Here is a 23,636-nt window from a genome sequence, read left to right as displayed (position 1 = left end):
GCATCCGCCGATGGCCCCTCCGCGACAAGCGCGGACCCCCTTGACCTCGGCCGGCCCCGGGCGGCGTCGGCCGAGGTGGCCGACGTCAGCCGACGTGGACCTCAGCCGACCTCAGCCGCTCCCGCGCCCGCCGCGGATGTCGGAGACGACCCGCCCCACGGCTGCCCGCACCTGCTCCATCTCCTGAAGGAAATGCCAGTAGTCGGGATGCCGCTCCTCCAGCCCCGCGAGCGCCCGTTCCATCCGCGCCACCGACTCGTCCAGCGGCCGCGCGTGCCGCGGATCGGGCACACTGCGGCCCTCCATCGCCAGCCGCTGCGCATCCCGGATCGCGAACCGGGTCCGCTGCACCTCCGCCTGCGGGTCCCGCGCCACCGCCTCCAGCCGCGACAGCCGGTCCTGCGCCGCCGACACCGCCTCGTCGGTGGCGTCCAGCGCACCCCGGACCGACTCGATCAAAGCCGACACGTCCGCCCAGCGCTGCTCCTCGCGCGCCCGCGCGGCCTCCTTCAGCTGCTCCTCGGCCCGCGCCACGTCCCGTACGGCCTGATCCGGCACCTGCTGCAGGTCCTGCCAGCACGCCGCACTGAACCGCCGGCGCAGCTCACTGAGGACCGGATCCACCCGGTCCGCCCGATTGCGCAGCGCCTGCGCCCGGGTCCGCAGGCTCACCAGCCGCCGGTCGATCTCCGCGGCCCGCTCCGGGAGCCGCGCCACCTCGGCCCGTATCGCCTCCGCGTCCCGCAGGATCCGGTCCGCGCGCTGGATGGTCTCCTGCACCCCGTGCTGCGCGGCGCCCTGGTTCAGCAGGGTCAGCTCGGGCCCGAGCGCGGCCAGTCGCGCCGCGAACTCGTCGGCCCGCATCCCCTTGCCCCGTACGTCGTCCAGCGCCGTGCTCGCCGCGAGCAGCGCCGCCCGCGCCCGCTCCCGCGCGGGCGCCACCCGGGCCAGCTGCGTCTCGGCCTTGTCCAGCAGCGGCTGCAGCCCCTGGGCGAAGCGGTCCAGCTCGCCCTTGACCCGGACCAGCTCGTCGCGGGCCCGCGTCAGCTGCTCCCGCGCCCGCGCGGCGACGGACCCCTCCAGGTCCACCCGGTCGAGGTCGTGCGCGTCGACGGCCTCGATGTACACGTGGCTGACCTGGTCGATCCGCTGCCCGAGCGCGGCGAACCCCTCCCCGGCCTGCCGCGCCGCGGGAGACCCGTCGGCGGCCGCGATGGTCTCCATGGAGATCCGCAGATCCCGCTGCGCGGTGTCCAGCTCGTAGAACGCGGCCGCGGCGGCATCCTTCGCCGCCTGCGCATCCGCCCGCCGACTCTCGTCCCGCCCGCCGAACCACCTGCGGGATGCCGTCGTCACAATCCCTCTCCCGTACCGCCTCCGCCATGCCCCGGTCCATTCTCTCCCACGGATGCGGGTTTGCGTGGGGGGTGCGCCTGCCATGTAGGCTGTCCACTCATCCACGGGTGTGTAGCTCAGGGGTAGAGCGCTGCTCTTACAAAGCAGATGTCGGCGGTTCGAAACCGTCCACGCCCACCAGCACGAAGGCCCCCAACCGATCATGGTTGGGGGCCTTTGACGGCTTCAAGTGACGGCAGTTGCCTACTCGGCCGGCCGCCGACGGCGCAACAGCCGGTCCATGTGCCCCATCGCCTCCCGCCTGCTGCCGTCCGTCACATGGGTGTAGATGTTCATCGTGACGGCGATCTGCGAGTGCCCCAGGATCTCCATCACCACCCGCGGCGCCACCCCGGCAGCGAAGAGCAGCGTGGCGCACCCATGCCGCGCGTCGTGCAGCCGGATTCGCGGCAGGCCGGCGTCCAGGCCGATCCGCTCGAAGGACCGGCTGAGGTTGCGCGGCTCGACCGGCCGGCCCGTGCGTGTCGTGAAGACGTAGTCACTCTCGTCCCATTCCTTGGCGGCGGCCCGCAGCGCGGCCTGCCGCATGCGCTGCCACCGCAGCGGTGCCACGCACATCCCCGGGATCGGGATGGCTCGGGTGCGTCGATTCTTGGTCGAGTCCGCGTACAGCTCCTTCTGTACGCGCTGGATCTGGTTCCGCACGGTGAGCGTCCGGCGTTCCAGGTCGATGTCCGTCCAACGGAGCCCGAGGATCTCGCCGCGGCGGAGCCCCAGGGCCACCGCCAGCACGAAGGCCGCGTAGAGCGGGTCGCACCGAGCGGCCTCAAGGAACGTCAGCGTCTCGTCGAGATCCCACGGCTTCAACTCCCGCTGGACCACGCGCGGCGCCGGCACGAGCTGGGCCACGTTCCGACTGATCAGCTCTTCCCGGTTCGCCGCGGTGAGGGCGCTGCGCAGCACGCGGTGCGATTCCTTGGCCGTGGCGGCGGACGCCTGCGCGGTCACAGCGGCCAGCATGCGCCGCACGTCGGGCACCCCGAGGGTCTCCAGACGCTTGGAGCCCAGATTCGGGATGAGGTACAGGCGGACGTGAGTCTCGTACTTCGCGTACGTCGTCTTCTTGCGGTCGTTCCTGACGAACGTCTCCAGCCAGAACGGCAGCCACTCGGAGAGCTTCGCCGAGCGAGTCGGTGTCGGGATTCCCTGGCGGTCACGCAGCACCAGCTCCTGACGCTTCGCGTCGCACTCTGCCCAGGTCTTGCCGTACACGGTCTTCCGGCTGCGTGTGCCGTCGGGCTGGGGGACGTAGACGCGGGCTTCGTAACGCCCGTCGCTGCGCTGCCAGATACTGCCAGCGCCGTTCGGGTTCCTCTTGCGTGCCATCAGGCGGCTTCCTCCAACTTGGTTTCCAGGTAGGCCCGAACGCTGTCGGCGGGGATGCGTCGCGCACGGCCCTCGGTGAAGCTCGGGAGGGCGCGCGAGCGGATCAGGTTGTAGACGGTGAAGCGGCTGAGCCGTAGCGCCTCCATGACCTCGGGCACGGTCAGCGCCTGGTGGGTCGTGGGCAGGGTCGAACTCAATGCGACCTCCGGGGAACGGTGCGTCTTCCTTCGCCTGGGGGATCCGCAACAGCCGCAACGCCGCAACAGGGCAGGTCAGAGGCTCGAATCTGTTGCGGATCCGGTTCTTGTTGCGGATGGGTGCCGCCACATCGGCGGATGTGGCGGCACCGGGGGAGGCCGCGTCAGGAGGTGGCAGCGGCGGAGTGTGTGGCGGCTTCCGGCGCGGTGTTGCGGATGTCGAAGGGGACATCCGCAACAAATTCACCGATGCTGACCTGCGATGTTGCGGATGTTGCGGCTGTTTTGGACTCTCCGGGGGCAGGGGGGCAGTACCGGGTCCAGGCGTCGCTCAGGTCCTCGGCGAAGTAGCCCTTCGGAGTGCCGGTCGGGGTGCGGAAGGTGCGGGGCTTGATCGGCTTGTTCTCCGGGGTGACGTACTGGCCAAGCATCTTGGCCAGTGCCCGAGAGTTGAGGGGCTTGTCGTCGACGTCGTTCCAAGGCCCGTCGTCCATGCCGAGGAGTCGTTCGAGGATGACCGCAGTCGGGATCCTCTCTCCGTCGCAGAACACCTTGTCGCGAAGGTCGGTCAGCAGCCGGATTCCGAGGGAGGCTTCGTCGTCGTCGCGTGCGGCGTTGACGAGTTCCAGGCAGGCGGCGCGTGCCCGCTCGGGCCAGGTACCGCCGGCCGCTTCCGCGACGGCGAGGAGCGGTTCCCACACGTCTGCGGGCCGGTCCACGATGCCCTCGGGCAGCACGGGCCAGGCGTCGCTGAGCTGCTCCCGGACGGAGTCGGCCCACGTGGCCAGGCGCTCGCGCAGGGCGTGGCCTTCCTTCTCGTGGATGCGCTGGCGGTAGGGCTGGCACTTCTCGTTGGGGGCCCGTCGGCGCATCCGGATGATGACGGAGCGGGTCAGGATCGTGTCGGGCAGGGAGCCGAGCCCGGCCATGGCGACGGCGCAGTAGGAAGAGAACTTCTGCACGCTCTGGTTCGCACCGTCGCCCACGCAGCGGTGCATGCCGCCGATGCGGCGGTAGCCCGTGTTCAGGAACCCGCGAACGGGCTCGTTGTCGCCCGCCTTGGGCCCGAAGACGGTGTCGATCTCGTCGAAGAGCAGCGTGGGGCGTCCCTCGGGAGCATCGACCAGCCGGAACAGGGAGTTCGGGGAGGCGTTGACGGTGGTCTCGGCCCGCGGCGTGAGGGTCTCCACGATCTCCAGGGCGCGGGACTTGCCCGACCCGGGCTCGGGGGAGAGGAAGGCCAGGCGGGGAGTGGCCTCGAAGCAGTCGAGGAGGTGTGCGTGCGCGTCCCAGAGGGTCACGGCCACGTAGGCGGCCTCGTGAGGGAAGACGTTGAACCGCCGGTGGAAGGCTTCAACGCTATCCAGCAGGGCGGCGCCGTCGATGGTCTGCTGCGCGGTCATGCGGCGTTCCTCCTGAAATCCAGGGCATGCCGCGGGGGGCACGGCCATGTGCGGGTCAGAGCGAAGAGCTGAACGGACGCCCTGACGGGCGACGACCCTCGGCGCCCCACTGCCGACGGTGGCGGGGGCCGGTTCGGCGGGGTTGGTGCCGTCTGGGGTGTGGGTGGGGCCTTCCAGGCGGGGATGGGGGTGGGTGCTCATGCCGTTTCCCGGGGCCGGGCTTGGCGGATGGAGCTGTCGAGGGCGCTGCGGATGGTGGCGCGGCACTCGGCAGCGGTGAGTTCCCGCGCCTCCCCCGCCGCTTGGAAGGCCTGCTCAACCTCGTGGCGGGGGATGTCGCCCCACGCGACGAAGCGCCCCACCTTGAAGGCGCATCGGTTGAGGGTGTTGTTCGCCTGCCCCGGCGGCGCGGTCCGGACCAGTTCGCATTCCCGCTCCAGGGCCGCGTTCGCAGCAAGGCTGCCGCTGACGGCCGGAAGCCGCAGCGGGGTGACCACGGCGGGCTTGGGCGGTTCGATCAGGCTGGGGATCCACGCGGGGAGCTCCGCCACGGGGGCAGGGTCGATGACCTCGTACGTCCCTGCGGGAGTGGTGCTGCCGGGGGCAACGACGTATCCGCCGCGGGCGCGGGTGTCGATGAGCGGGCCGAGCCTGCCCGCCGTGTTCCCGAGCCGGAGTCCGGCTGGGGCGGTGAAGTACAGGTGTTCCCCGCCGCTGGGGGTCCGCACCCGGTAGGTGGTGGGGACGGCCTGCCCGGCGCGCTCGCAGAGCGCCTTGAAGGTCGCCGCGCCGTCAGGCGCGTCGCTCTTGCTGTTCGGCTTGGGCCGGTCCAGGTCCACCACGAGCAGCCCGGCCGGGCCGGTTGCGATGCCGACGTTGTACGGCTTGTGGGTCCAGCAACGGACGATCGCGGCCCGGTCGGTGGTGGCGCGCTGCTCCCACTTCGCGTGCCCGCCTGCGCACGGGCCCTTGTTCGTGCACTGGTCTTCGCCGTGCAGGGCGGGTCGCTTCTGTCCGGGGAGGAGTGGGAAGACGGGCCAGCCGCGAGCGGCGGCGGTGAGGGCGGCGGCTAACAGCGAAGGCCGCAGGTCTCGCGGCAAGGTGGTCGGTTGGGTCATGCTGGATGTCTCCAGTTCTTGAGCGTGCTGGAAGACGAGAGCGGCCCGGCTTTGGCGAGACGGGGCCGCTCTCGTCGTGTTATGCGGCGAACAGCTCGAGGGGCCCGTCATCGTCCGGGCCGAGCGGGCGTAGGTCGGTGACCGTGGTCCATCGCCGCGTTGGGGTGTTGGGGCCGTCGTTGTGGAAGCGCCAGGTGCCGACGTCGTGCTGCGGCTGGTCCTTGTTGGGGAGGGTGTAGCGGCGGCGCTGGTCCGGGTTACCCGCGTTCCAGTCCTCCGCGCACACCTTGTGGACGGCCTCCCCAGCTCGGGAGCGGAGCGGGGTGGGCTTGTGGCAGAGGACGCAGGGCAGGTTGCGGGTTCGGTCGTAGTGGCTGGCATCGCCCCAGTTCAGGTACTGGTACGCGGCCATGCCGGGCTACCGGTGGTGGGTGGTGCCGTGGGCGCGGCCGAACAGGCCGGTGGCGGTGATGTTCTGCGTGATATGCGTCGTGCTGCCGGTCCGTCCGTGGGTGCGTCCGGCGCGGGCGAGGACGGGAAGGACGGCGCCTGCGGCGATGAGCGCGACCAGAGCCCACAGGGCGTTGGCCATGGCGATCAGCCCCGGGGCGGCGTAGGAGATTCCGATTCCGGCCGCGCCGATGCCCCCGCCGAGGCTTGGCACGAGGAGCGCAGTCGTCTTCGCCCACTTCGGGATCCCGGCCGCGGGCGTCGGGGCGGGGGCCGGTTCGGTCGGGGCGGGGTGGGTGTAGGCGAGAGTGCGGGTCCCGTCCGGCAGGGTCACCAGACGGATGCCCGCCTGCTCCTGCAGGACGGGAACCAGGTGCGTCGGCGCGGGGGCGGGTGCAGGCTGCCAGGTGATCGGTTCGGGGTGGTGGAGCGCGGGTTCGTGGGGCATGTGCATGCCTCCCGGGTGTGGGTCGGGCCCGCGCCGTGGTGGGTGGCGCGGGCCCGAGGGGTGAGGTGTCAGGCAGGACTGTCAGGGGGTGTCAGACGGCGGGTGTCACGGGGGCTGACAGCGGGTTTGCCTAGGGGTTTGGGTGTCACGGCGGCCTGACGGTGTCAGGCGTCAGGCGATCTTGAGCGTGGGGACGATCCGCCACCGACCGGTGGCCGAGGTCGGCTCCAGCCGCCCGTCCAGGGCCGCGTCCTTGAGGCGGGCGGAGACCCACGGTCGTGACAGCTGGTGGCGGTCGCACCAGTCCATGAAGTCCTTCGGACCAACCACCATCTGCCCGGCGGTCTCGAAGTCGTCCAGCGCGTCCGCGAACAGCTCCCGGGCCTCCTCCGGGGACGGCTTGTGCCCGGGGGACTCCCATAGCGGAATGTCGTCGCCGTCCTCCCCGCCGGGCAGGTCGGACTCAGGATCGATGCCGGCGTCCTCCGGGTCGACGAGGAGCCCGGATGATTCCGCTTCCACCCCGGCGCCCTCCTCGGCGATCGGCCGCACCGTCGGAGCGCTGCCGGGGGTGGTGCGGCCGGCGTAGTTCTGTCCGGCCACCGTCCGGGCCGCGCCGCCGGTGACGGGGTCGGCGGTGGCGCCGTTGGCCTGCGCCCACCTGGCGAGGGCCTCCATGGTCGGGGTGGCGGTGTGGGGGACGGCGAAGGTGCGGCCCGGGGAGGGGTAGCGGTCCTCCGGGATGCCGGGCGAGACGACGTAGCAATAGCCGGGTCGCCGGTTTCCCCACGCCCCCGGGTGGGCGCCCGCGTCGATGACCGTGTCCGGGAGGGAGAACCCTTCGTCGCGGGGGTCGCAGCCGAGGGCGATCACGGACGGCAGGGACGCCCGGGTCGAGGTGGACATCTGGTCGTAAGAGGGGCGCTGCAGGGACACGATCAGGGAGACGCCAGCGGAGCGAGCCTCCTGAGCGATCCCGGTAAACGCGTCGTCGCCCATCAGCCGGAGCGTGTTGGCGGCCTCTTCCATCCAGGTGACCAGGAACGGCATGCCGGGGCATCCGCACGGCCGCCCGTCGGGGCGGCACGTGTGGTCCCTACGGGTCTGCTGCTGCGCGGCCTCGGGGATCCACTGCCGGTAGCCATGGGCGCCGAGCCAGCGGGTGCGGGCGGGGATGACGGCCTTGATTGCCTCCACCATGACCTCGGTGTCCGGTCCGCCCTCGGCCGACCAGTCCATGCCCGGCAGGAGCGGCCGGAAGTCCTGGAACATCTTCGGATCGCTGACCCACAGCAGCACGTCGCGGCGGGAGAGGATCTCCAGCATCAGGTTCAGGGCCGTCTCGCCCTTACCGGAACCGGTGCCACCTGCGATCAGCAGGTGCGTGCTGTTGCGCTTGATCTCCGGGTCACCGGGCAGCCACAGCACGAGCGACGAGCCGTCGTCGTAGCGGCCGATGACCAGCGGCTCCGAGATGGACCCGCCCAGGTTCGACGGGCCTTCCCATTCGGCGACCTGCGCGAGCATGTCCTCAGGGACGATGACCAGCTCGCCGCGGCGGGCAGAGTCGGGGTCGCCCATGTAGCGGACCGCGGACTTCGGCAGGTCCAGCGCGGACGCGATCCGCGGCAGAACCCGGGCAACGTCCTCGTTGGTCTGCTCGCCCGCCTCGAGCGCCATCTTCGCGGTGACACGGTTCGGCTCCACCGACGTCGCCCCGATCTGCGCCCGCGCCAGCCCCACCTTCTCCAGCAGCCCCTTGTCCGTACTCCCTGCGGCAGCGCCGTCGACGTTGCGGCGCAGCACCATGCGGATGTTCCAGGAGAGGGCGAGCGCGGGGCCGCCCATCAGGTACAGGTCCGGCAGGGCCCCGGCCGTGGGTCCAGCCAAGCACGCGCCGGTGAGCCACGCGGATCCGGCGGCGACGGTGATGGCCGAATGCAGGCGGCGCTGCTCCCCGGTGCTCTTGCCTGCCCACCAGGTGACCCCGGTGAGGGCGACGGACGCGAGAGTGAGGCCGACGCGCCGGCCGCGGCGCTGCCCTCCCACGCGAGACTGCCCAGCGCACCGGCCAGACCCACGCCTCCGGCGCACAGCCACGGCGGAAGGTGGGGCTTGGCCCGGTGCAGCAGGTAGGCGCTGATCCCCGCGCCGTCGGATGCGCCGCGGAGCTGGTCTTCGTACTGCTGCTCAACAGTGGTGCGTTCAGTCGTGGCCATGACTCACTCCTTTCTAGAGCTGGCCCCAGTCCATGCGCGGCTGCGAGGGTTTACGGGCGCGGTGGCGGACGCGGTTGATCTCTTCCTCGTACTCCTGCTGAAACAGGGCATAGGTCGCGGCGGCGTTCTTCGCCGCGTCCCGCAGGGCGTCGGCGGCGCGCTGCATCTTCCGCGCGACCTTCGCCGCCCGGAAGCGGGAGCCGCCGATGCGGCCGTCGGGGTCGGGCACCTGGACGAGGTGGCCCTGAGGATCTCGGCGCCCATGGCGACTTCGATGGACAACGCGACGCCGGCGGCGCGGACGGCGTTGCAGTACTGGCGGACCTGCGCCGGGGAGGTGAACTCCGGTGCCGGCAGCAGGGACTGCGACCGTCCCCCGCCCTGCCCGCCCCCGGCTGGGGCCGAGTGGCGCCCGCCGCTGTTGCCAGCGCCGCCAGCGTTGACGTTCAGGGTGAAGCCCGGGGAGAACGTCTTGTTGTTGACCTTCGTCTGGGAGCCATTGGCGCCAGCCCGCGGCGCCGAGCGGGGCCGCTGCGTACCGGTCCGCTGCGTACCGGTCCGCTGCGTACCGGTCCGCTGCGCACCCACCCTGTTCCAGCCGGTGCCGTTGGTGGTGTTGGCCATTACGCACTCTCCTTCTCAGAGACAGCGGCGGGGGTCAGGTGACGGGCCACGATCCAGGCGACCTGCGTGGCCAGGGTCAGGACGGTCCAGGCGGTGAACAGGGCCGCGCGGGTGGGGGCGAACCACACCGCCAGCGCGATCCACGCGGCGACGGCGGTGGCGAACGAAGCGAAGACCGCCCGCAAAGTTGCAGCCCGGCGGGAGGTCGGACGGCGGTGCAGCAGTACCCACACCCACACGCCGGCCGGGGCCAGCGCGAGCGCCGCGAGGAACCAGGCTGTGCGGGGCTCGACCAGGTGAACAACCCCGGTGATGACGAACAGAGCGGTGGCGATGCCGGTGGGGGCCCACGAGCGGCGGTGCTTCCACGCCCACCGGCCCGACGCCAGAGCGGCCCGGGAGGCCAGGGTTGGGGGCGGCTCGGAGCTGACGACGAGGATGACCGGCTCGCGCCGGCCGCCGCGCTGACGCGGGATGTGAATGGTGGATGCGGCCGAGGGCCGGGTGCGGCGAGACACAGCGGAACTCCTTACGAGGTCGGGGAGGTTCAGACGGCGCGCTGTTCGGAGTCGGGGAAGGCGCACGGGATGCACTCGCCCAGCCGGGCGGGGATCACGTAGCCCGCGTCCCTGCGGCAGGTCGGGCAGGTTCGACGGGCCGTGTTCGCGGCGGTGAGAGCGACCTGCTTGGCTGCGGTCATCGGCCGGACCGGCAGAGCCCGGTCCACGCGGTACAGGAACGCGACCAGCGGGCCGCGCCGGTAGCGGGGCCGCTCCAACTGCGCGACCACGTCCTGACCACCGGGCCGTAACCCGGCCGCCCGCAGCTGCCGACGCGTCGCCAGCCCATCCGGCGCAAGCCGCCACGGGTAGACCGGGAGCGTGCTCACGGGGCGCTCTCTTCCTGTGACATCAGGGCGCCCCAGGCGGTGCGGATGCGCTGCTCGCCGCCGACGAACCCGCCGTCACGGAAAGCCGTGACGGCTTGGCGGTAGGACAGGGGCGGATCATCCGAGTAGCGCAGATGCCGCAGCACCACCACGAGCTGTACGTCCGTGAGCGGCTCTGCCGGGCGGGGCGTAGGAGCGCCCGCTACGGCCGCGACCTCGTCCAGCGTCACGGGCGTGACGGCCCCCGTGACGCCGTCCGTCTCAGCCTCCGGTGTAGGGGTGCTGACCTGCGTGTCTTCCCCGTCACGGGGCATCGTGACGGCCTCCACCTCGGCCACGGTCGGCGCAGGAGTATGCGGTTTCGGGGCGGAGGGAAGGGCGGGTGCCACGGGGGCCGTGACGGCGTGACGCTCGGGCGTGACGGCCACGGCGAACATGTCCGCCAGCGCGACGTCCGCACCCGTGGTGACCCGCTCGCGCTGCACGTCCAGCAGACGCGTGCCGAGGGAGGCATCCCCGGTGCCGACCTTCCGGGCAAGCCTCCAGGAGGTGCGCTCGGAGCGTGCGCGGATCTTCTCGTCGGGGTGGTTCGCAGCGCGGGCCCGGTGGTAGGCGAGCGAGCGGACCACGGCGGCGGCCCGGTGCTCTGCCTCAGCATCACGGCCGTCGGTGTGGACCACGATCCGCCGAGCCAAGAACGCCATGCCCTCCGCGGACACACACATGCCCATCGGCGTCACCGCGTAGATCACCGTACGGCCCACACCATCCGCAGCCATCGCGGCCATGACGGCTCCAGACGCCGGCAGCAGCCACAGCCCGATCCGGACCACAGCCGGGGAAGCCTGGCCGAGCATCGTCAGCCCGAGCAGGACCAGTGCCAGGACGGCTGTGGCACCCTCGCCCGCGGCGACCGCGCCGAGCGCGGTACCCGAGCCGTACGCGCCTTTGATGTTGGAGAAGGTGCCTGCACCGCCGGCCGCGCCGGTCGCGAGCATTGGCACGAACGCGGCCGTCAGGACGAACTTCTGCACACGGGTCAGGGCCCGGCCGGCGCTCACGCTGCCTCCTTCGGACCCTGCCGGTTCGCCAGGTCCCGACGCGCGGCCCACACGCGGTTGTGCGCACGGCGGATCCTTCGGGCGTCGAACTCCGAAGCGGGCCGGTCCAGCAGCGAGATCAGCGCGTCGAGCAGCTCGACCTCGGCCAGGACCACGGGCATTTCGGTGTCGATCGCGTCGAGCTCCGCATCCGACGGCTCCAGGCCATCGGACCACGGGGTAACACGGTTCTGAAGTGCAGCGATGGACTCCACGGGTCTTGCTCCTTCGGTAGAGGAACGGGACTCAGCGGCCCTCGGCGTGTCCGCGCCGAGGGCTGCACTGCGTTGATGTGAAGCAGGAAGAACTCCGGCTCCCCTCAACCCCGCCCGTACGCCCCAGGGGGGGCGGACGGGCGGAGGAGGCAACCGGCCGCCGCAGCAGACTGCAGCGGTGCTGGGATGTGTCTCCTTCAGGACTGCGACTCCCGTATGAGGTAGAGCCGCCATACCTGGCGAAGGCGTATGGAGACGTGACCTTTCGGTCTAAGCCCTCCGGAATGACCAGGGTCCGGCGCGCCCTCGGCCCGCTCTGTCCCGGGCCCCTTGGCTTGCGACTCAGGCAGCCCAAAGAAGGCTCTCCCGAGAGACCAGCTCCGCTGTCCTAGGACTGCGCTGCCGTCTGGAAAGACCATGCATCGTCAGTCCTAGGACTGTCAATGTCCTAGGACTGTGCGAAACTGGCTGCGTCGAGAGGAGTGCTTGGTGGCACCGAAATGGCGCGCGCTGGCGGACAAGCTGGCCGGGCAGATCAAGAACGGCGACTACACCCCTGGCCAGCGGCTTCCCCAGATTCGCGATCTGGTCGAGGCCGGAGAGGGCTCCAAGGCGACCGTGCATGCGGCGTACAAGGCGCTTGAGGCTGAGGGCCTCGTGACGTCCTCGCGCGGCGTCGGGACGATCGTCCGTGCTCAGACGCCGCTGAAGCGATTGGGGATCAGCCGGTACGACAAGGCGAAGTGGCGCGACGGCGACGAAGTCGCGTTCATCGCGGACCGTGTCGCCTCAGGGCGTGCCTACCAGCGCGGTGAGCAGACGCAGACGGTCGGCCTGGTCGAGTCGCCTGCGGCGGTGGCGGCGGCCCACGATCTCCCGCTCGGCGCCCCGGTCTACGCGCGCGCCCGTCTGGTGAGAGAGGGCGAGCAGCCCACGCACACCCTGACCAGCTACTACCGCCCCGAACACGTCGAGGGAACGCGCCTGGTCGACCCCACGCCGGGGCCCGCCGGCAGAGGTGGCGGATTTCGAGTGCTCTACGACGCCGGGTACGAGATCGACCACATGAAGGAGCACCTGTTCGCCCGCGTCCCCACCGGCGAAGAAGTGAAGCTGCTGAAACTGCCGGCGGGTGAACCGGTGGTCGAGCTGCACCGGACCACGTACACCGCGGACGGGACCGTCGTCGAGTTCGCCGTAGGCGTGCACGCTGCTTCGCGGTTCGCCTGGGAGTATGACTTCAAGGTTCCGGACTCGGCACATGAGGAGAAGTAGCGGTGGTCTCTGAGCGCGCATGGGCAGATGCCGAGATCATCTGGGACTTCCACCAGATGCATCACGAACCCCGCCCATGCTCCGTGGCCGTGGGGCTAGGCAGCCACGACCTCGGCGTCGCGGACACCACGGTCGACCTCTACCGACGCGGCATGGCCCCCCTGATCGTCTTCACGGGCGCCACCAGCCGCACGACGCAGACCCGCATGCCCCGCGGCGAGGCAGTCCACTACCGCGAACGCGCCCTCGAACTCGGCGTCCCGCCGTCCGTCGTCCTCGTAGAGCCGAGGGCGACGAACACGGGGGAGAACATCCTCTTCACCAAGGCCCTGCTGGAGGAGAATGGCGTCGATGTCGAGTCCATCCTCCTGGTCAGCAAGCCGTACGAGGAACGCCGCGCATACGCCACAGCCCGGAAGCTGTGGCCCAACGTCGAGATCGTTAGCGCCTCAACCCCCGTGACACTCCACCAGTACGTCGACTCCATCGGTGACCCACGCCTGGTCATCGACATGCTGGTTGGCGCCCTTCAGCGCCTCTTGCTCTATCCCGCCCAGGGCTTCATGGTCGCCGTGCCCGTGCATGACGTAGCTTTGGCCGCCTATGAGCGCTTGTGCGGCGACGGGTTCACCAGCCGCCTCGCGCGCACTACGGCTGCCTAGGCCGTCGGCCACGCGCTTCCCCCTGTGACCCTATGTTGCCCAAACCCCTCCAGATGGTCCTCAGCGAGTGCTATTTTAGCCGGCAACTACCGCGTGTGACGCGCGCCGCACTCTAAATCACGCCTTCGGGGGGCCCAGTGGTTAGTGGAGCAGAAATCGCGATTATGAAGGCCTGCCTTCCTGCGGCTGGACGGGCTGCGGGCAGCGTAGCTGCGAAGATTGCGGCTTCCCCTGTAGCGTACATCGCGACGCGGATGCGAAACCGGAAGACGCGCAAGGCGTTGGCTGAAAGCACGCGCGATGCTGTCATGCCACTCATGTCACCTGAGGCGGCACGAGAACTCGCAGACTTCCTGGAGTCTCCAGATTTTGAGGCAATCACCCTATCTGTGGCGACCCAGGTATTCGCTGGCTCTACGGCCAAAAAAGACGAGAAGGAGCTTGAATCCACATTCAACCGACTTGGTGATCTAATTCGTCTTCACGTGCCTTCCGCTCAAAACTGCGAGGAAATTACCAACGCCGTTTGGGGGGCCGCAAAGGAAAAGGTTCTTGAGTCTGCCCCTAGGGTGCAAGCCGTAGCCGGCATGACTGCTGAAACTCGTGCATCGATGCTGAAGGTTGCCTCGTGTTTCTCTCAGGCAGATGAGCGGGCCAAAGAGAGGTTGGGAGACCTCAAGACTCTTTCCGATTACCTCGCGTTCGAGCGTCAGCTCAGAGAGCAAGTGAAGAATCTTTACGGGACGATGCGACTGCCTCATGCCGGAACCAATCGCAAAGTTCCTTACGGAAAGCTCTTTGTCGAGCCCCGTCTGCGGGGTAGGGGGGCGGATCACTCCCCCAATTCTCCAGCTCTGACCTTGGAAGATGTGATTACAAGGTCGCATCGTACTGTGATTCTTGGGGACCCGGGCGGGGGGAAGTCAACTCTTTCGCTCAAGCTGGCATACGATATTGCAAGGTCCGCATTCCCGGGCACTGCCGCACAGGTGCCGCTGCTTTTTATCCTGAGGGACTACGTCGAGGCCTTCAAGGCCAGCAGTGACACGATGGTCGAATTCTTGGAGTCCATCTGCAAGTACCCGCATAATGTCACTCCCCCTGAAGGGGGGATTGAATACCTGTTGGACAATGGTCGAGCCTTCGTAGTTTTCGACGGCTTGGACGAACTCACGGACACGTCGCTTCGTCGGAAAGTCGTTGAATTCGTCGAATCGTTTGTCTACAGGTATCCCGCTACCCCTGTGCTCGTAACATCTCGCCGTGTGGGGTACGACGAGGCGCCCCTTGACGACACCCTTTTCACCGCAGTCAACTTGGCAGACCTGGAAGAGGACCAGGTCAAGAACTACGCTGACAAGTGGTTTGCCCTCGATGAGTCTATCGATCGCGGGCGCAGGGCAGAGATTGCTAAGTCTTTCCTGCGTGAAAGCAATTTCGTGTCGGATTTGCGCAGGAATCCTTTGATGCTGTCTCTGATGTGCGGCATTTATGCGTCCGAACACTACATCCCGTCAAATCGCCCTGACGTGTACAAGAAGTGTGCGGAGCTCCTATTTGAGCGCTGGGACAAGCAGCGTGGCATTGTCATCCCGCTCCCATTTGACGCACATGTAAGGCAAGCGCTGAACGCCCTTGCCCTGCACATGTATAGCAATCCGGGAGCGCAGAACGGCCTATCACGTGACCGCTTGGTGCAGTTCATGACGCGTTTCCTGACCGACCGTCGATTTGAAGACGAGGCGGAGGCGGAAGACGCGGCCAATCAATTCGTGGATTTCTGCACCGGTCGAGCTTGGGTTCTGACTGACATGGGATCAAATGAGCAGCAGAATCTGTACGGGTTCACTCATCGGACGTTCCTTGAGTACTTTGCCGCCAACCAGTTGGTTCGCACGCACTCTACCGCTGAGGGTCTGTTCGACAAGCTCCATCCGCGGATTCTTCGTGCCGAGTGGGAAGTGGTAGCGCAACTCGCTCTTCAAGTTCTCGGATATAACGTAGATGACGGTTCGGATGATTTCCTTGTGCTCACATTGAAATCAATTCAAGACACTGAGGGTGTTAAGGCCAGGCATAATCTGGTCTCATTTGTTGCACGGTCTCTTGCTTTCGTTGTTCCTCGGCCTGCGATCATTCAGGATGTGTGTCGGGTCGCTACCAAATTGTGCGTAGAAGCGCTGGGTGTTGCAGAGTTTTCCAACGCCCCGCTCCAGGCCTACCAGCCCATCACCTTCCTGATGGATGCCGGTCCTGAAAATTTGTCAACGGTATCGAGGTATCTGAAGGAAGCGCTTCTGGAGAGCGTTGCCAAGAATCCAGAAGACGATCGGCCTCTGCTCGTCGCGCTTTCCTTGCCAGCCCTGTTGGAGTCGACTGATCTCTACCCTTCCTCGCCCCATCACCGGGCTCACTGGCAGGCGTTCGTTCAAGAGTTGGTGGAGACGCTTAACCCAGAGGTGGAACGTCATCAAGGCGAGAGTTATTGGGCAGCCCATAGGCGTGTAACCATGGGTGAATTGCCAGTGAATTATTTGCTGGACACCTATGGGGTACATGATTTGTGGCGAGTTGATCAGAGCTACTGGTCGAACGCTACTGTGGCCTTTGTGATACTTGCGAACTTCCGTGATGAAGCATGGGTAGGGGGGCGATTCGACAGGATCTCATCTGGTGCGTCCGAGTGCTTGAGCGGGCTCGCGGATATTCTTCCAGCAATGGCCACCCCGTGGGTGCCTGCTCGATGCATTGAATCGGAAATCGCCCTGCCGGTGCTGAGATTCTGTAATGGCCCCGTGCATAACAGGAGTGGAAAGCAGAGGGATGGTGCAATCCTATTCCTCTTGCCGTTGGCTGAGGGTGGGCTTGGGGAGGGTCAGCCCCCTAAGAAGGCAGGTCCTTGGCCTACAGGTGGAATGGTTTATCGCATTCTCCGTAAGTGGGCATTTGCTCGTCAGCATCCAGAGTTTCGACAGTCCGCAAAAGCTACTCTCCGCGCATTGGATTTGGCCGATGAGACGAAAGCCTTCATTGCGAAGTGGATTGACGGCGAAGTCACCACTGTTGGAGACGTGGCTGCATGTGAGGCTGCTGTGGATTCTCAAGCATGAGCCTCCAAGTCGGCGGCTGCCGAACTGACGGCAGTAGCTGACGGCAACGGCACCGGACATCAGAGGGTCTCGACAGACTGGGTGGGCTGCCGTCGCTTTGCCTTCGTTGTATGGGCGGCCGGCTTCCCGGGTGCCCAGGCGAGCTTACAAAGCAGATGTCGGCGGTTCGAAACCGTCCACGCCCACCAGTACGAAGGCCCCCAACCGATCTTGGTTGGGGGCCTTCGTCATGGGCGCCCCATGCCTCCCCCTTCTGTTGCGTTGTGTTGGACCGGGTGCAACTGCCCTTCGTGGTCGCGCGGTTCGTTGGTGCGGGAGGCTTGACCGGCTGTTGAGGGTGCGTGGGATCGTCGGGGGATGGGCGAGTGGGTCGTGGGGGGTGTCGGGCTGCTGGCGGTCGTGGCCGGCGGCGTGGCGTACGTCGTGCTGGACCGGTTGGCCAGGGAGGGGTTCGAGCGGCGGCGGGATGCCGAGCGGGCGCGGCTGCTGGCGCAGGTGGCGGAGCCCGAGGGAGTCGTGGGGGATCCGAAGTACGCCGATGTCGGGGGGCTGCCTGCGGCCGGGCGGGGCGGACACGGGGACGCCGAGTTCACGTCCGTGCTGGTCGAGTACTACGCGTACGGGCTGACGCAGGCCCGCAGCAGCTTCGTCACCAGCCAGCGGTTCGCCGGGGCGGGAGCCGTCATCCTGCTGCTCGGGGTGGCGCTCGCGGTGTGGAAGGCCGGGACCAGCGGGGAGCTGTACCTCGGGGTGGTCACCAGCTCGGTGGGACTCGTCATCACGCTCGTCGGGCAGCTCTTCCACCGGCGGGCCGACATCGCCCTGCGGCACATGGCCGACCAGACCGCCTCCCTGCGCGAGGACCGGCGGGCCGCCGCCGCCCTGCAGCAGGCCGCCGAGCTGTTGCAGGAGGTCGCGGATCCGGTGCTGCGGGCGCGGCTGCAGGCAGGTTTGATCATGAAACTGTCCGGTGCCGAGCTGCCCCAGTAGCGGGATAGTGGGTGTATGTGCCGTTCCATTAAGACCCTGCGCCCGCCCGCCCTCCCCGAGAAGGCCACGGAGGAGGAGATCCGCGCCGCCGCGCTGCAGTACGTACGGAAGGTGTCCGGGTTCCGGGCGCCCGCCGCGCACAATCAGGAGGTCTTCGAGTCCGCCGTCGACGCGATCGCCGAGGCGACGCGGGACCTGCTGGACGGTCTGCAGGTCAGAGGCGCGGTCTCCGTCACCGCCTAGGGAGTGTCGTCAAAGCCCCGTCTGGCCGGACTGCCGGTACGCACGCTCGCCGCGATGTCGTCGGTCACCGACGCTCCGCGTCGATTCCCTCCTCCGCCTTGCGATCGCACGCACCAGACCCCGCCGGCCCCGCCCCTTCGGGCGGCCGGCGCTACTTTGACGACATCCCCTGGGCGCCCTGGTTCCTGTTCCTCAGGTCAGGCGTGAGCGGCGGCGGAGGATCCGGATGCCGATGGCCAGCGCCCCTGCCGCCAGTGTGCCGCCCAGGGCGATCTGGCCGGGGCTCATCTCGCCGACGCTGCCGCCCAGCCCACCGCGGGCCGCGCCGGAGGTGACCTGCAGGGAGACGGTGAAACGCTGGCCGCCGGAGCCGCCGCATTCGAAGGTGACGGTGTGCGCCCCGGAGTTGGCGTCGCCGAAGACGGTGGCACTGCCGATGAGGTTGGCGGCCTCCAGGCTGCCGGGGGTCAGGCGTACGTCGCCGAAGGCGGTGGACGAGGCCGTGCCGGTCTTGGTCCCGCAGCCCGTGACGTTCAGGCTGACCCGGCTCCCCGGCGCGACGGCGGTGGGGGAGACGCTGGCGGAGGGGGAGGCGGAGTGGGCGAGGGTGACGGGAGTGGCCGCGGCGAGAACGAGGGTCGCGGCCGCGACCCTCGCCAGGAGGCGGCGGTTCGACGGCTGGGCGAGCGGCGTGGCGGGCATGGAGAGAACTCCTCGGGCTCCTCGAAACGGCGCGGCCAGGGCACGGATGTGACGCGGATTCGGTTGCGCGCCGTGCTGTGGACGCTAGGAGCCCGGGCCCGGAGCGGCGATCGGGGCCGGGTGAACGGGTGAGCCGCTGCTCCACCCGAGGGATCCAGGCGGTCGCTATGCCGCCGGGGCCGCGGCCGGGGCGGGCCGGCGGATGACGAAGGCCGCCAGAGCGCCCGCGGCGAAGAGGGCTATCACGGAGACCGCCGTGCCGAGCCAGGTGGCGCCGAGCCACTGGGTGCCGAAGTACCCGAGGGCCACGCTGTACCCGGCCCAGGCCATGCCCGCCAGCACCGACCACGGCAGGAACTCCATGACCTTGCGGTGGGTCTTGCCGGCGCCCAGGGAGACCACCGAGCGGCCGGCCGGGGCGAAGCGGGCGACCACCACCAGGGCGCCGCCGCCGCGGGCCAGGGCCGTACCCAGGTGTTCCTGGGCGCGGGTCAGCCGACGGGACCGGGCGATCGCGCGGTCCAGCCGGGCCCCGCCGCGCCGGGCCAGCCGGAACGCGGCCATGTCACCCAGGACCGACGAGGTCGTGGCGATCACCAGCAGCGCGAGGATGTCCGGCACCCGCGCCGGAACCGCCACCGGCACCGGACCGGCCGCACCGGCGGCCGCCGCGGCCGCAGCAGCCGTGATCACCAGAACCCCGCTCGGCAGCACCGGGAGGAAGACGTCGAGCACGACGGACACCGCCACCACGGCGTAGATCCATGGGCTCGCGGTCAGCGACCCCAGAGTCTCAAACAAGGCGGGACTCCCCAGTCCGGTTGACGTGCTGCGGCATGAAGCGCCGCGACGTCGCGGGGGAGCGGCAGGGGCGGCTTGACAGCCATACAGCGTACGCCTGGCGTTGGTGCGCCGTATGCCCGGGGGCTGCCCGGGCCCACAGTCTGTCAGCTCGGGCTGCGGGCTCCCTTCGTGCCGCCCGACCTCGTCGCAGTCCGTCCGCTTGCCCGGTCCGTCGTGCTCGCTCACACCCGCCGGATCCAGTCCGCCGCGCCCACACCGAGGGGTTCAGTCCTCGGTGTTCAGTCCGCCGACGTCAGCTCCCGGTCCAGGACGGTCACCAGCCGGGCGACCCTCTGGCCCGCCTTGCCCGCTCGTCCCTTCCGTCCCTTGTGTGCCTGGTCGAGGCGGAGCCGGGCCGAACGGCCCGCCAGCGACAGCGTCATCAGCTGGTTCCCGAACCACGGCCCACCCGTACGCCGCCAGCTCAGCGGCGGCCGACCCGTCCGCCCGTGCCGCGAGAACCCGCGCCCCAGCCATCGCCCCGTCCGCGACCAGCCCAGCCGGAAGCCCCACTTCACCGCCGCGTGGATCGAGTTGTGCACCGGCGAGCACGTCAACTGGAAGACCCGCGCCGTAGTGGGTATTCGAGGCTCGGCCACGTACGCATGATGCACGTCCCCGGACAGCACGCACACCGTCGCCGGCGCCCGCGGTCCCGTACCCACCTCCTCGATCAGATCGCTCAGCGCCGCGAACGAAGCCGGGAAGGCGGCCCAGTGCTCCAGATCGCTTCGCCGCCGCAGATCCTCCCCGATCCGCGCCCACCGATCCCCCCGCTCGCCACGGCACAGCGCCGCATTCCACGCCTCCGCGTCGTGGATCAGCGGCGGCATCAGCCACGGCAGCGACGACCCTATGAGGAGGTGGTCGTAACCGCCGTGCCCGGCGAGGGCGTTGTCGCGGAGACACTGCTGCTCCGCGGGGTCCAGCATCGCCCGCCCGTCCTCGGCGAGCACCCGCGCCGCCCGCGTGTCCACGATCAGCAGCCGCGACCGGCCGAAGTCGCGCCGGTAGCTCCAGCGCACCGAGCCCGGATCGGCGTCGGCGGCGGCGGCGAAGGCCCGCAGCGCATCCGTACCGTCCGGGGTCTCGCGTACGGCCCCGTACACCGCGTCGGCCGCGAGCTCGGCCGGCGAGAGATTGCCCAGGTGCTGGTAGACCCAGTACGACATCAGCCCGCTGAGCACGCGCTCCTGCCACCAGGGCGTCGCCCGCATCTCCGCGAGCCACGCCGCGCTCGTGTTCCAGTCGTCCACGACGTCGTGGTCGTCGAAAATCTGCAGGCTGGGGACGGTGGACAGCAGCCAGCGGATCTCCGGGTCGAGCCAGGACTCGTCATACAGCCGCGTGTACTCCTCGTAGTCCGCGACCTGGGCGCCGGGAGCCTCCCGCAGATCCCGCCGGGCCGCGAGCCACTGTCTGGTCTCCTTCGACAGCTGGTCCGCGTACACCTGGTCGCCCAGCAGGAGGAGCACATCCGGCCGCACCTCATCCGGATCTGCGGCCAGCCGCGCCGCGAGCGTGTCGAGGGCGTCCGCACCGTGCGGCCCGTGCCGGCCGGCCGGTGGCGCGGCCTGCCGGCACGACCCGAACGTCAGCCGCAGCCCCGGGGCCGGCCGACCGGCTGCGGCCACGGCGGGGGTGGTGATCGTGCTCGGCGGGAAGCCGGTGCCCGGCAGCGGCCAGACGCGCACGCCGTCGAGCAGTACCTCGTACTCCGTGGTGCGCCCCGGGGCCAGACCGGTCACCGGCACCAGCGCGTAGTGGTGCCCGGCGATCTGGAAGGTGCGCACGCTCCCGCCGGCCCCGTCGGCGCACCGCACTTCCGCCGTACAGGGGCGGTCGGCCTCGACCCATATCGTGGCCGAACCGCCCGTGTCCCAGTCGACGTAGCGAAGCAGCGGCCCCAGACGCAATCCGGCCATGCAACTCCCCCTCCTCCGTAGCCCCTTCGATCACGGTACGACGGGGAAGGGGGGCGTGGCCTCCCCCTGGCGGGGGAGAGGCCGGGTGAATGGCCGGCGGGTGTCAGCAGCCGTTGAGGATGCCCACCAGGGCCGACTTCTCGCCGGAGTCCATGCTCAGGCCCCAGTACTGCTTCACTTCGACCCACATCCGGGCGTACGTGCAGCGGTAGGCGGTCCGCGACGGCAGCCACTTGCCCGGGTCGAGGTCGCCCTTGGCCTGGTTGACGTTGTCCGTGACCGCGATGAGCTGCGGGCGGGTGAGGTCGTTGGCGAACTGCTGGCGCTTGGACGTGGTCCACGCGCTGGCCCCGGAGCGCCAGGCCTCGGCGAGCGGGACGACGTGGTCGATGTCGAGGTCGGCGGCGTTGGTCCAGGTGGCGCCGTCGTACTCGGAGTACCAGCTGCCGCTCACGGCGGCGCAGGAGGAGTCGGTGACCACGCCGACGCCGTCGCGCTTCAGGACGGTCTCGCGGGTGTTGCAGCTGCCGGAGACGGTGCTCCAGTGCGGGAAGAGGGTGCGGCTGTACCCGCTGAGGGATCCCTCCGTCTTCGGCGTGACCGTGGCGAGGTAGGAGCGGGCGGCCGCGGCGCTGATGGGGGTGGGCGGGGCGGCCTGGGCGACGGGCGCGTTCACGAGCGAGGTGAGGGCGGCGAGGGTCGCAGCTGACGCGAGCACGCCAATTCGACGCGCGTAGACGCTGGGTATGAGGGTCTTGAGGGCCATGAGGGGCTCCCTGAATGCGGGGGGATTGTGGCCGGTCAGCCCCGAAGGGGCGCGGCCATGGTGGCGGCGCCAGATTGCGTGGCGGCGGGCGCAAGGTTACAGGCATGCGACATGAGCACGTCACATGTGGGCGGGTAACTGCTGCAGATTAAGCGGAAGTTGGCCTTCCGGGGACGAGGTGGGGAGGAGGGGGCCGGGCTGGGTGGGTCGGCCCGGCCACTGCGGGACCAAAGGCCTATTTCGAGCCGCGGCGGCCGTCACGTATTCTGTGGAGTGCAGAAGGGGAGTAGCTCTTCGCCGGACCGTCGACATACTGCTGGGTCATCCCAGCCGGCGCCCGGAGGCAGGTCGCACGCAGCGGCCGGCCAGCGAGACCTTCGGCCGCAGTGTCCTGTTCTTGTCCATCTGCACCCGTCCACGGCGGGTGCAGGGACGCAGTCGGGGCGCCGCCGAGCCGAAGCGACCCCTGAAACACCCCAAGGTCTCTCGGTATCGAAGGCGTCCTGCCCGACCGATTGAGGTTCCACCCCCGTGTTCAGCAGCACCTTCAGCATCACCGTCACGGCGATCGCCTTCGGAGTCGTCTTCCTCGCGGAGCTCCCCGACAAGACCGCGCTCGCCGGACTCATGCTCGGCACCCGCTACCGCGCCTCGTACGTCTTCGCCGGCGTCGCCGCCGCCTTCGCCGTGCACGTCGCACTCGCCATCGCCGCGGGCAGCGTGCTCACCCTGCTCCCGCACCGGCTCGTCCAAGCCGTCGTCGGCGTCCTCTTCCTCGCGGGTGCGGCCATGCTGCTCCTGAAGAAGAGCGACGGGGACGAGGAGGTCAAGGCACCTGCCGACCAGTCCTTCTGGAAGGTCTCCGGGGCAGGATTCATGCTGATCCTGGTGGCCGAGTTCGGCGACCTGACCCAGATCATGACGGCGAACCTCGCCGCGCGGTACGACAACCCCGTCTCGGTCGGCATCGGCGCCGTCCTGGCCCTGTGGGCGGTCGCGGGCATCGGGATCCTGGGCGGGAAGACGCTGATGAAGTACGTGCCGCTGCGCCTGATCACGAAGGTCGCGGCGGGCGTGATGGCGGCGCTGGCCGCGTTCTCCCTGTACGAGGCGATCGTGGGCTGAGCGATCGAGGTCCTGAGGGTGGTGGGTTGGGGGTGGTGGGCTGAGGGTTGAGGGGCTGACACGCCGCCGGGCTGCGGCTGCCGGAGTGCGGCTCGGCCGGTTGGAGGCGGAGAGACTGCGGCTGCCGGGTTGCGGCTCGGTCGGTTGCGGGCTGCCGGGCTGAGGGCTGCCGGACTGTGGGTTGCCGGACTGAGGGGGCGCTGGCCGGGATCCCTTGCGGGGGGCGTGCGCGCGGGAACGCTCGCCGGCGTGATCGACAACGGTGACTCCGCGGCGTGCCCGGGGCCGAGCGGAGCTTCGGCTGGTCCATACATGTTCGTCCACCCCCGACGAGGACACGATGGCGGGCGAGGACGTACGACGGCACTACCGGACGGTCGAGGATCGGGCGGCGGACCTCGCGGCGCGGTGGCCGACCCGGCGGTGGTCGCGGGTAGGGCAGTAGGGGAGGGCGGGGTCCCGGCCGGTCGGGGTTGGTGGTGTGTCCGGGGGGCTTCCCGTCAGTCCACTGTCCTTCCGTGTCGGGTCGGTCCGTCAAGGGCGCTCCCTGCGGTCGCGTCGCTTCGCGATGGCCTTCGGCCACCCTTGAC

The 23,636-nt window shown here is 69.3% G+C and carries 21 protein-coding genes, 1 tRNA gene and 2 pseudogenes; 7 read left to right on the top strand and 17 right to left on the bottom strand.

What is annotated here, in order from left to right:
- Nucleotides 1-111: 111 nt before the first annotated feature.
- Nucleotides 112-1,356 carry a hypothetical protein gene (locus tag ACIBAD_RS34210; RefSeq protein WP_398910712.1) on the bottom strand — a complete coding sequence of 415 codons (1,245 nt, stop codon included), beginning with the start codon at nt 1,354-1,356 and terminating at the stop codon, nt 112-114.
- Between the two features lie 105 nt (nt 1,357-1,461).
- Between ACIBAD_RS34210 and ACIBAD_RS34205 the strand changes: the two genes are divergently transcribed.
- Nucleotides 1,462-1,536, top strand: a tRNA-Val gene (locus tag ACIBAD_RS34205).
- Between the two features lie 63 nt (nt 1,537-1,599).
- On the opposite strand, the gene xerC is transcribed toward ACIBAD_RS34205, so the two are convergent.
- From xerC to ACIBAD_RS34145, 12 genes and pseudogenes are all read right to left on the bottom strand, one after another.
- Nucleotides 1,600-2,742 carry a tyrosine recombinase XerC gene (gene xerC / locus ACIBAD_RS34200; protein WP_398910710.1) on the bottom strand — a complete coding sequence of 381 codons (1,143 nt, stop codon included), beginning with the start codon at nt 2,740-2,742 and terminating at the stop codon, nt 1,600-1,602.
- A complete protein-coding gene (locus ACIBAD_RS34195; protein ID WP_266633573.1) occupies nt 2,742-2,939 on the bottom strand; it encodes a helix-turn-helix domain-containing protein in 198 nt (65 codons plus the stop codon). Before ACIBAD_RS34195 ends, xerC begins: the two co-directional genes overlap by 1 nt.
- A 164-nt stretch (nt 2,940-3,103) precedes the next feature.
- Nucleotides 3,104-4,342 (bottom strand): DUF3631 domain-containing protein, encoded by a 1,239-nt coding sequence (locus ACIBAD_RS34190; protein WP_398910707.1) that lies wholly within the window; start codon nt 4,340-4,342, stop codon nt 3,104-3,106.
- Between the two features lie 197 nt (nt 4,343-4,539).
- Nucleotides 4,540-5,460 (bottom strand): bifunctional DNA primase/polymerase, encoded by a 921-nt coding sequence (locus ACIBAD_RS34185; protein ID WP_398910705.1) that lies wholly within the window; start codon nt 5,458-5,460, stop codon nt 4,540-4,542.
- Nucleotides 5,461-5,539: 79 nt separating this feature from the next.
- Complete coding sequence (locus tag ACIBAD_RS34180) at nt 5,540-5,872, bottom strand: hypothetical protein (RefSeq protein ID WP_398910703.1); 333 nt, start codon at nt 5,870-5,872, stop codon at nt 5,540-5,542.
- Nucleotides 5,873-5,878: 6 nt separating this feature from the next.
- Nucleotides 5,879-6,358 carry a hypothetical protein gene (locus ACIBAD_RS34175; RefSeq protein ID WP_398910701.1) on the bottom strand — a complete coding sequence of 160 codons (480 nt, stop codon included), beginning with the start codon at nt 6,356-6,358 and terminating at the stop codon, nt 5,879-5,881.
- A 171-nt stretch (nt 6,359-6,529) separates the two neighbouring features.
- Nucleotides 6,530-8,577, bottom strand: a pseudogene (gene traB, locus ACIBAD_RS34170) (plasmid transfer protein TraB).
- A 13-nt stretch (nt 8,578-8,590) separates the two neighbouring features.
- Nucleotides 8,591-9,201: pseudogene (traA, locus tag ACIBAD_RS34165) on the bottom strand (plasmid transfer protein TraA).
- Nucleotides 9,201-9,719 (bottom strand): hypothetical protein, encoded by a 519-nt coding sequence (locus tag ACIBAD_RS34160; RefSeq protein WP_398910699.1) that lies wholly within the window; start codon nt 9,717-9,719, stop codon nt 9,201-9,203. The pseudogene traA and the gene ACIBAD_RS34160 overlap by 1 nt, the downstream one beginning before the upstream one ends.
- A 29-nt stretch (nt 9,720-9,748) precedes the next feature.
- On the bottom strand, nt 9,749-10,090 hold the full coding sequence (locus ACIBAD_RS34155; protein WP_398910697.1) for an RRQRL motif-containing zinc-binding protein: 342 nt from the start codon (nt 10,088-10,090) through the stop codon (nt 9,749-9,751).
- Nucleotides 10,087-11,088 (bottom strand): hypothetical protein, encoded by a 1,002-nt coding sequence (locus ACIBAD_RS34150; RefSeq protein WP_398910736.1) that lies wholly within the window; start codon nt 11,086-11,088, stop codon nt 10,087-10,089. The genes ACIBAD_RS34155 and ACIBAD_RS34150 overlap by 4 nt, the downstream gene beginning before the upstream one ends.
- 59 nt (nt 11,089-11,147) lie before the next feature.
- The gene (locus ACIBAD_RS34145) at nt 11,148-11,405 is read right to left on the bottom strand and encodes a DUF6284 family protein (RefSeq protein ID WP_398910695.1); all 258 of its coding nucleotides are present in this window, start codon (nt 11,403-11,405) and stop codon (nt 11,148-11,150) included.
- A 489-nt stretch (nt 11,406-11,894) separates the two neighbouring features.
- Here ACIBAD_RS34145 and ACIBAD_RS34140 point away from each other — a divergent pair, with 489 nt between their 5' ends.
- From ACIBAD_RS34140 to ACIBAD_RS34120, 5 genes are all read left to right on the top strand, one after another.
- The gene (locus tag ACIBAD_RS34140; RefSeq protein ID WP_398910693.1) at nt 11,895-12,680 is read left to right on the top strand and encodes a GntR family transcriptional regulator; all 786 of its coding nucleotides are present in this window, start codon (nt 11,895-11,897) and stop codon (nt 12,678-12,680) included.
- Nucleotides 12,681-12,682: 2 nt separating this feature from the next.
- On the top strand, nt 12,683-13,342 hold the full coding sequence (locus tag ACIBAD_RS34135) for a YdcF family protein (RefSeq protein WP_398910691.1): 660 nt from the start codon (nt 12,683-12,685) through the stop codon (nt 13,340-13,342).
- 164 nt (nt 13,343-13,506) lie between these two features.
- On the top strand, nt 13,507-16,452 hold the full coding sequence (locus ACIBAD_RS34130; RefSeq protein ID WP_398910689.1) for an NACHT domain-containing protein: 2,946 nt from the start codon (nt 13,507-13,509) through the stop codon (nt 16,450-16,452).
- A gap of 357 nt (nt 16,453-16,809) precedes the next feature.
- Nucleotides 16,810-17,442, top strand: coding sequence for a hypothetical protein (locus tag ACIBAD_RS34125; RefSeq protein WP_398910687.1), 633 nt, complete (start codon nt 16,810-16,812; stop codon nt 17,440-17,442).
- 15 nt (nt 17,443-17,457) lie between these two features.
- Entirely contained in the window at nt 17,458-17,685 is a 228-nt protein-coding gene (locus ACIBAD_RS34120; protein ID WP_134075254.1) for a DUF2277 domain-containing protein, read from the top strand.
- 192 nt (nt 17,686-17,877) lie between these two features.
- Here ACIBAD_RS34120 and ACIBAD_RS34115 read toward each other — a convergent pair whose 3' ends face one another.
- The 4 genes from ACIBAD_RS34115 to ACIBAD_RS34100 form a co-directional block, all read right to left on the bottom strand.
- Complete coding sequence (locus ACIBAD_RS34115) at nt 17,878-18,387, bottom strand: hypothetical protein (RefSeq protein ID WP_398910684.1); 510 nt, start codon at nt 18,385-18,387, stop codon at nt 17,878-17,880.
- 165 nt (nt 18,388-18,552) lie between these two features.
- Entirely contained in the window at nt 18,553-19,188 is a 636-nt protein-coding gene (locus ACIBAD_RS34110) for a VTT domain-containing protein (RefSeq protein WP_134075253.1), read from the bottom strand.
- A 281-nt stretch (nt 19,189-19,469) separates the two neighbouring features.
- Nucleotides 19,470-21,155: an alkaline phosphatase D family protein gene (locus ACIBAD_RS34105; RefSeq protein ID WP_398910682.1), complete on the bottom strand. Its 1,686-nt coding sequence runs from the start codon at nt 21,153-21,155 to the stop codon at nt 19,470-19,472.
- Nucleotides 21,156-21,258: 103 nt separating this feature from the next.
- A complete protein-coding gene (locus tag ACIBAD_RS34100) occupies nt 21,259-21,903 on the bottom strand; it encodes an HNH endonuclease family protein (RefSeq protein ID WP_134075844.1) in 645 nt (214 codons plus the stop codon).
- 549 nt (nt 21,904-22,452) lie between these two features.
- On the opposite strand from ACIBAD_RS34100, the gene ACIBAD_RS34095 reads away from it, so the two are divergent.
- Nucleotides 22,453-23,046 carry a TMEM165/GDT1 family protein gene (locus ACIBAD_RS34095; RefSeq protein WP_134075251.1) on the top strand — a complete coding sequence of 198 codons (594 nt, stop codon included), beginning with the start codon at nt 22,453-22,455 and terminating at the stop codon, nt 23,044-23,046.
- Nucleotides 23,047-23,636: the final 590 nt, after the last annotated feature.

Origin of the sequence: Streptomyces sp. NPDC051109 (assembly GCF_044455885.1) — a bacterium.
Taxonomy (GTDB): Bacteria; Actinomycetota; Actinomycetes; order Streptomycetales; family Streptomycetaceae; genus Streptomyces.
The sequence above is the reverse complement of the archived record's forward strand: the minus strand, read 5'-3'. Positions and strand labels throughout refer to the sequence as shown.

Excerpts from the sequence above, each read along its gene's own strand:
- ACIBAD_RS34175 (WP_398910701.1), bottom strand. The coding sequence starts at position 6,358 with ATGCCCCACGAACCCGCGCTCCACCACCCCGAACCGATCACCTGGCAG.
- ACIBAD_RS34115 (WP_398910684.1), bottom strand. The coding sequence starts at position 18,387 with ATGCCCGCCACGCCGCTCGCCCAGCCGTCGAACCGCCGCCTCCTGGCG.
- ACIBAD_RS34190 (WP_398910707.1), bottom strand. The coding sequence starts at position 4,342 with ATGACCGCGCAGCAGACCATCGACGGCGCCGCCCTGCTGGATAGCGTT.
- ACIBAD_RS34125 (WP_398910687.1), top strand. The coding sequence starts at position 16,810 with ATGGGCGAGTGGGTCGTGGGGGGTGTCGGGCTGCTGGCGGTCGTGGCC.
- ACIBAD_RS34105 (WP_398910682.1), bottom strand. The coding sequence starts at position 21,155 with ATGGCCGGATTGCGTCTGGGGCCGCTGCTTCGCTACGTCGACTGGGAC.
- ACIBAD_RS34150 (WP_398910736.1), bottom strand. The coding sequence starts at position 11,088 with ATGCTCGCGACCGGCGCGGCCGGCGGTGCAGGCACCTTCTCCAACATC.
- xerC (WP_398910710.1), bottom strand. The coding sequence starts at position 2,742 with ATGGCACGCAAGAGGAACCCGAACGGCGCTGGCAGTATCTGGCAGCGC.
- ACIBAD_RS34120 (WP_134075254.1), top strand. The coding sequence starts at position 17,458 with ATGTGCCGTTCCATTAAGACCCTGCGCCCGCCCGCCCTCCCCGAGAAG.
- ACIBAD_RS34180 (WP_398910703.1), bottom strand. The coding sequence starts at position 5,872 with ATGGCCGCGTACCAGTACCTGAACTGGGGCGATGCCAGCCACTACGAC.
- ACIBAD_RS34130 (WP_398910689.1), top strand. The coding sequence starts at position 13,507 with ATGAAGGCCTGCCTTCCTGCGGCTGGACGGGCTGCGGGCAGCGTAGCT.
- ACIBAD_RS34185 (WP_398910705.1), bottom strand. The coding sequence starts at position 5,460 with ATGACCCAACCGACCACCTTGCCGCGAGACCTGCGGCCTTCGCTGTTA.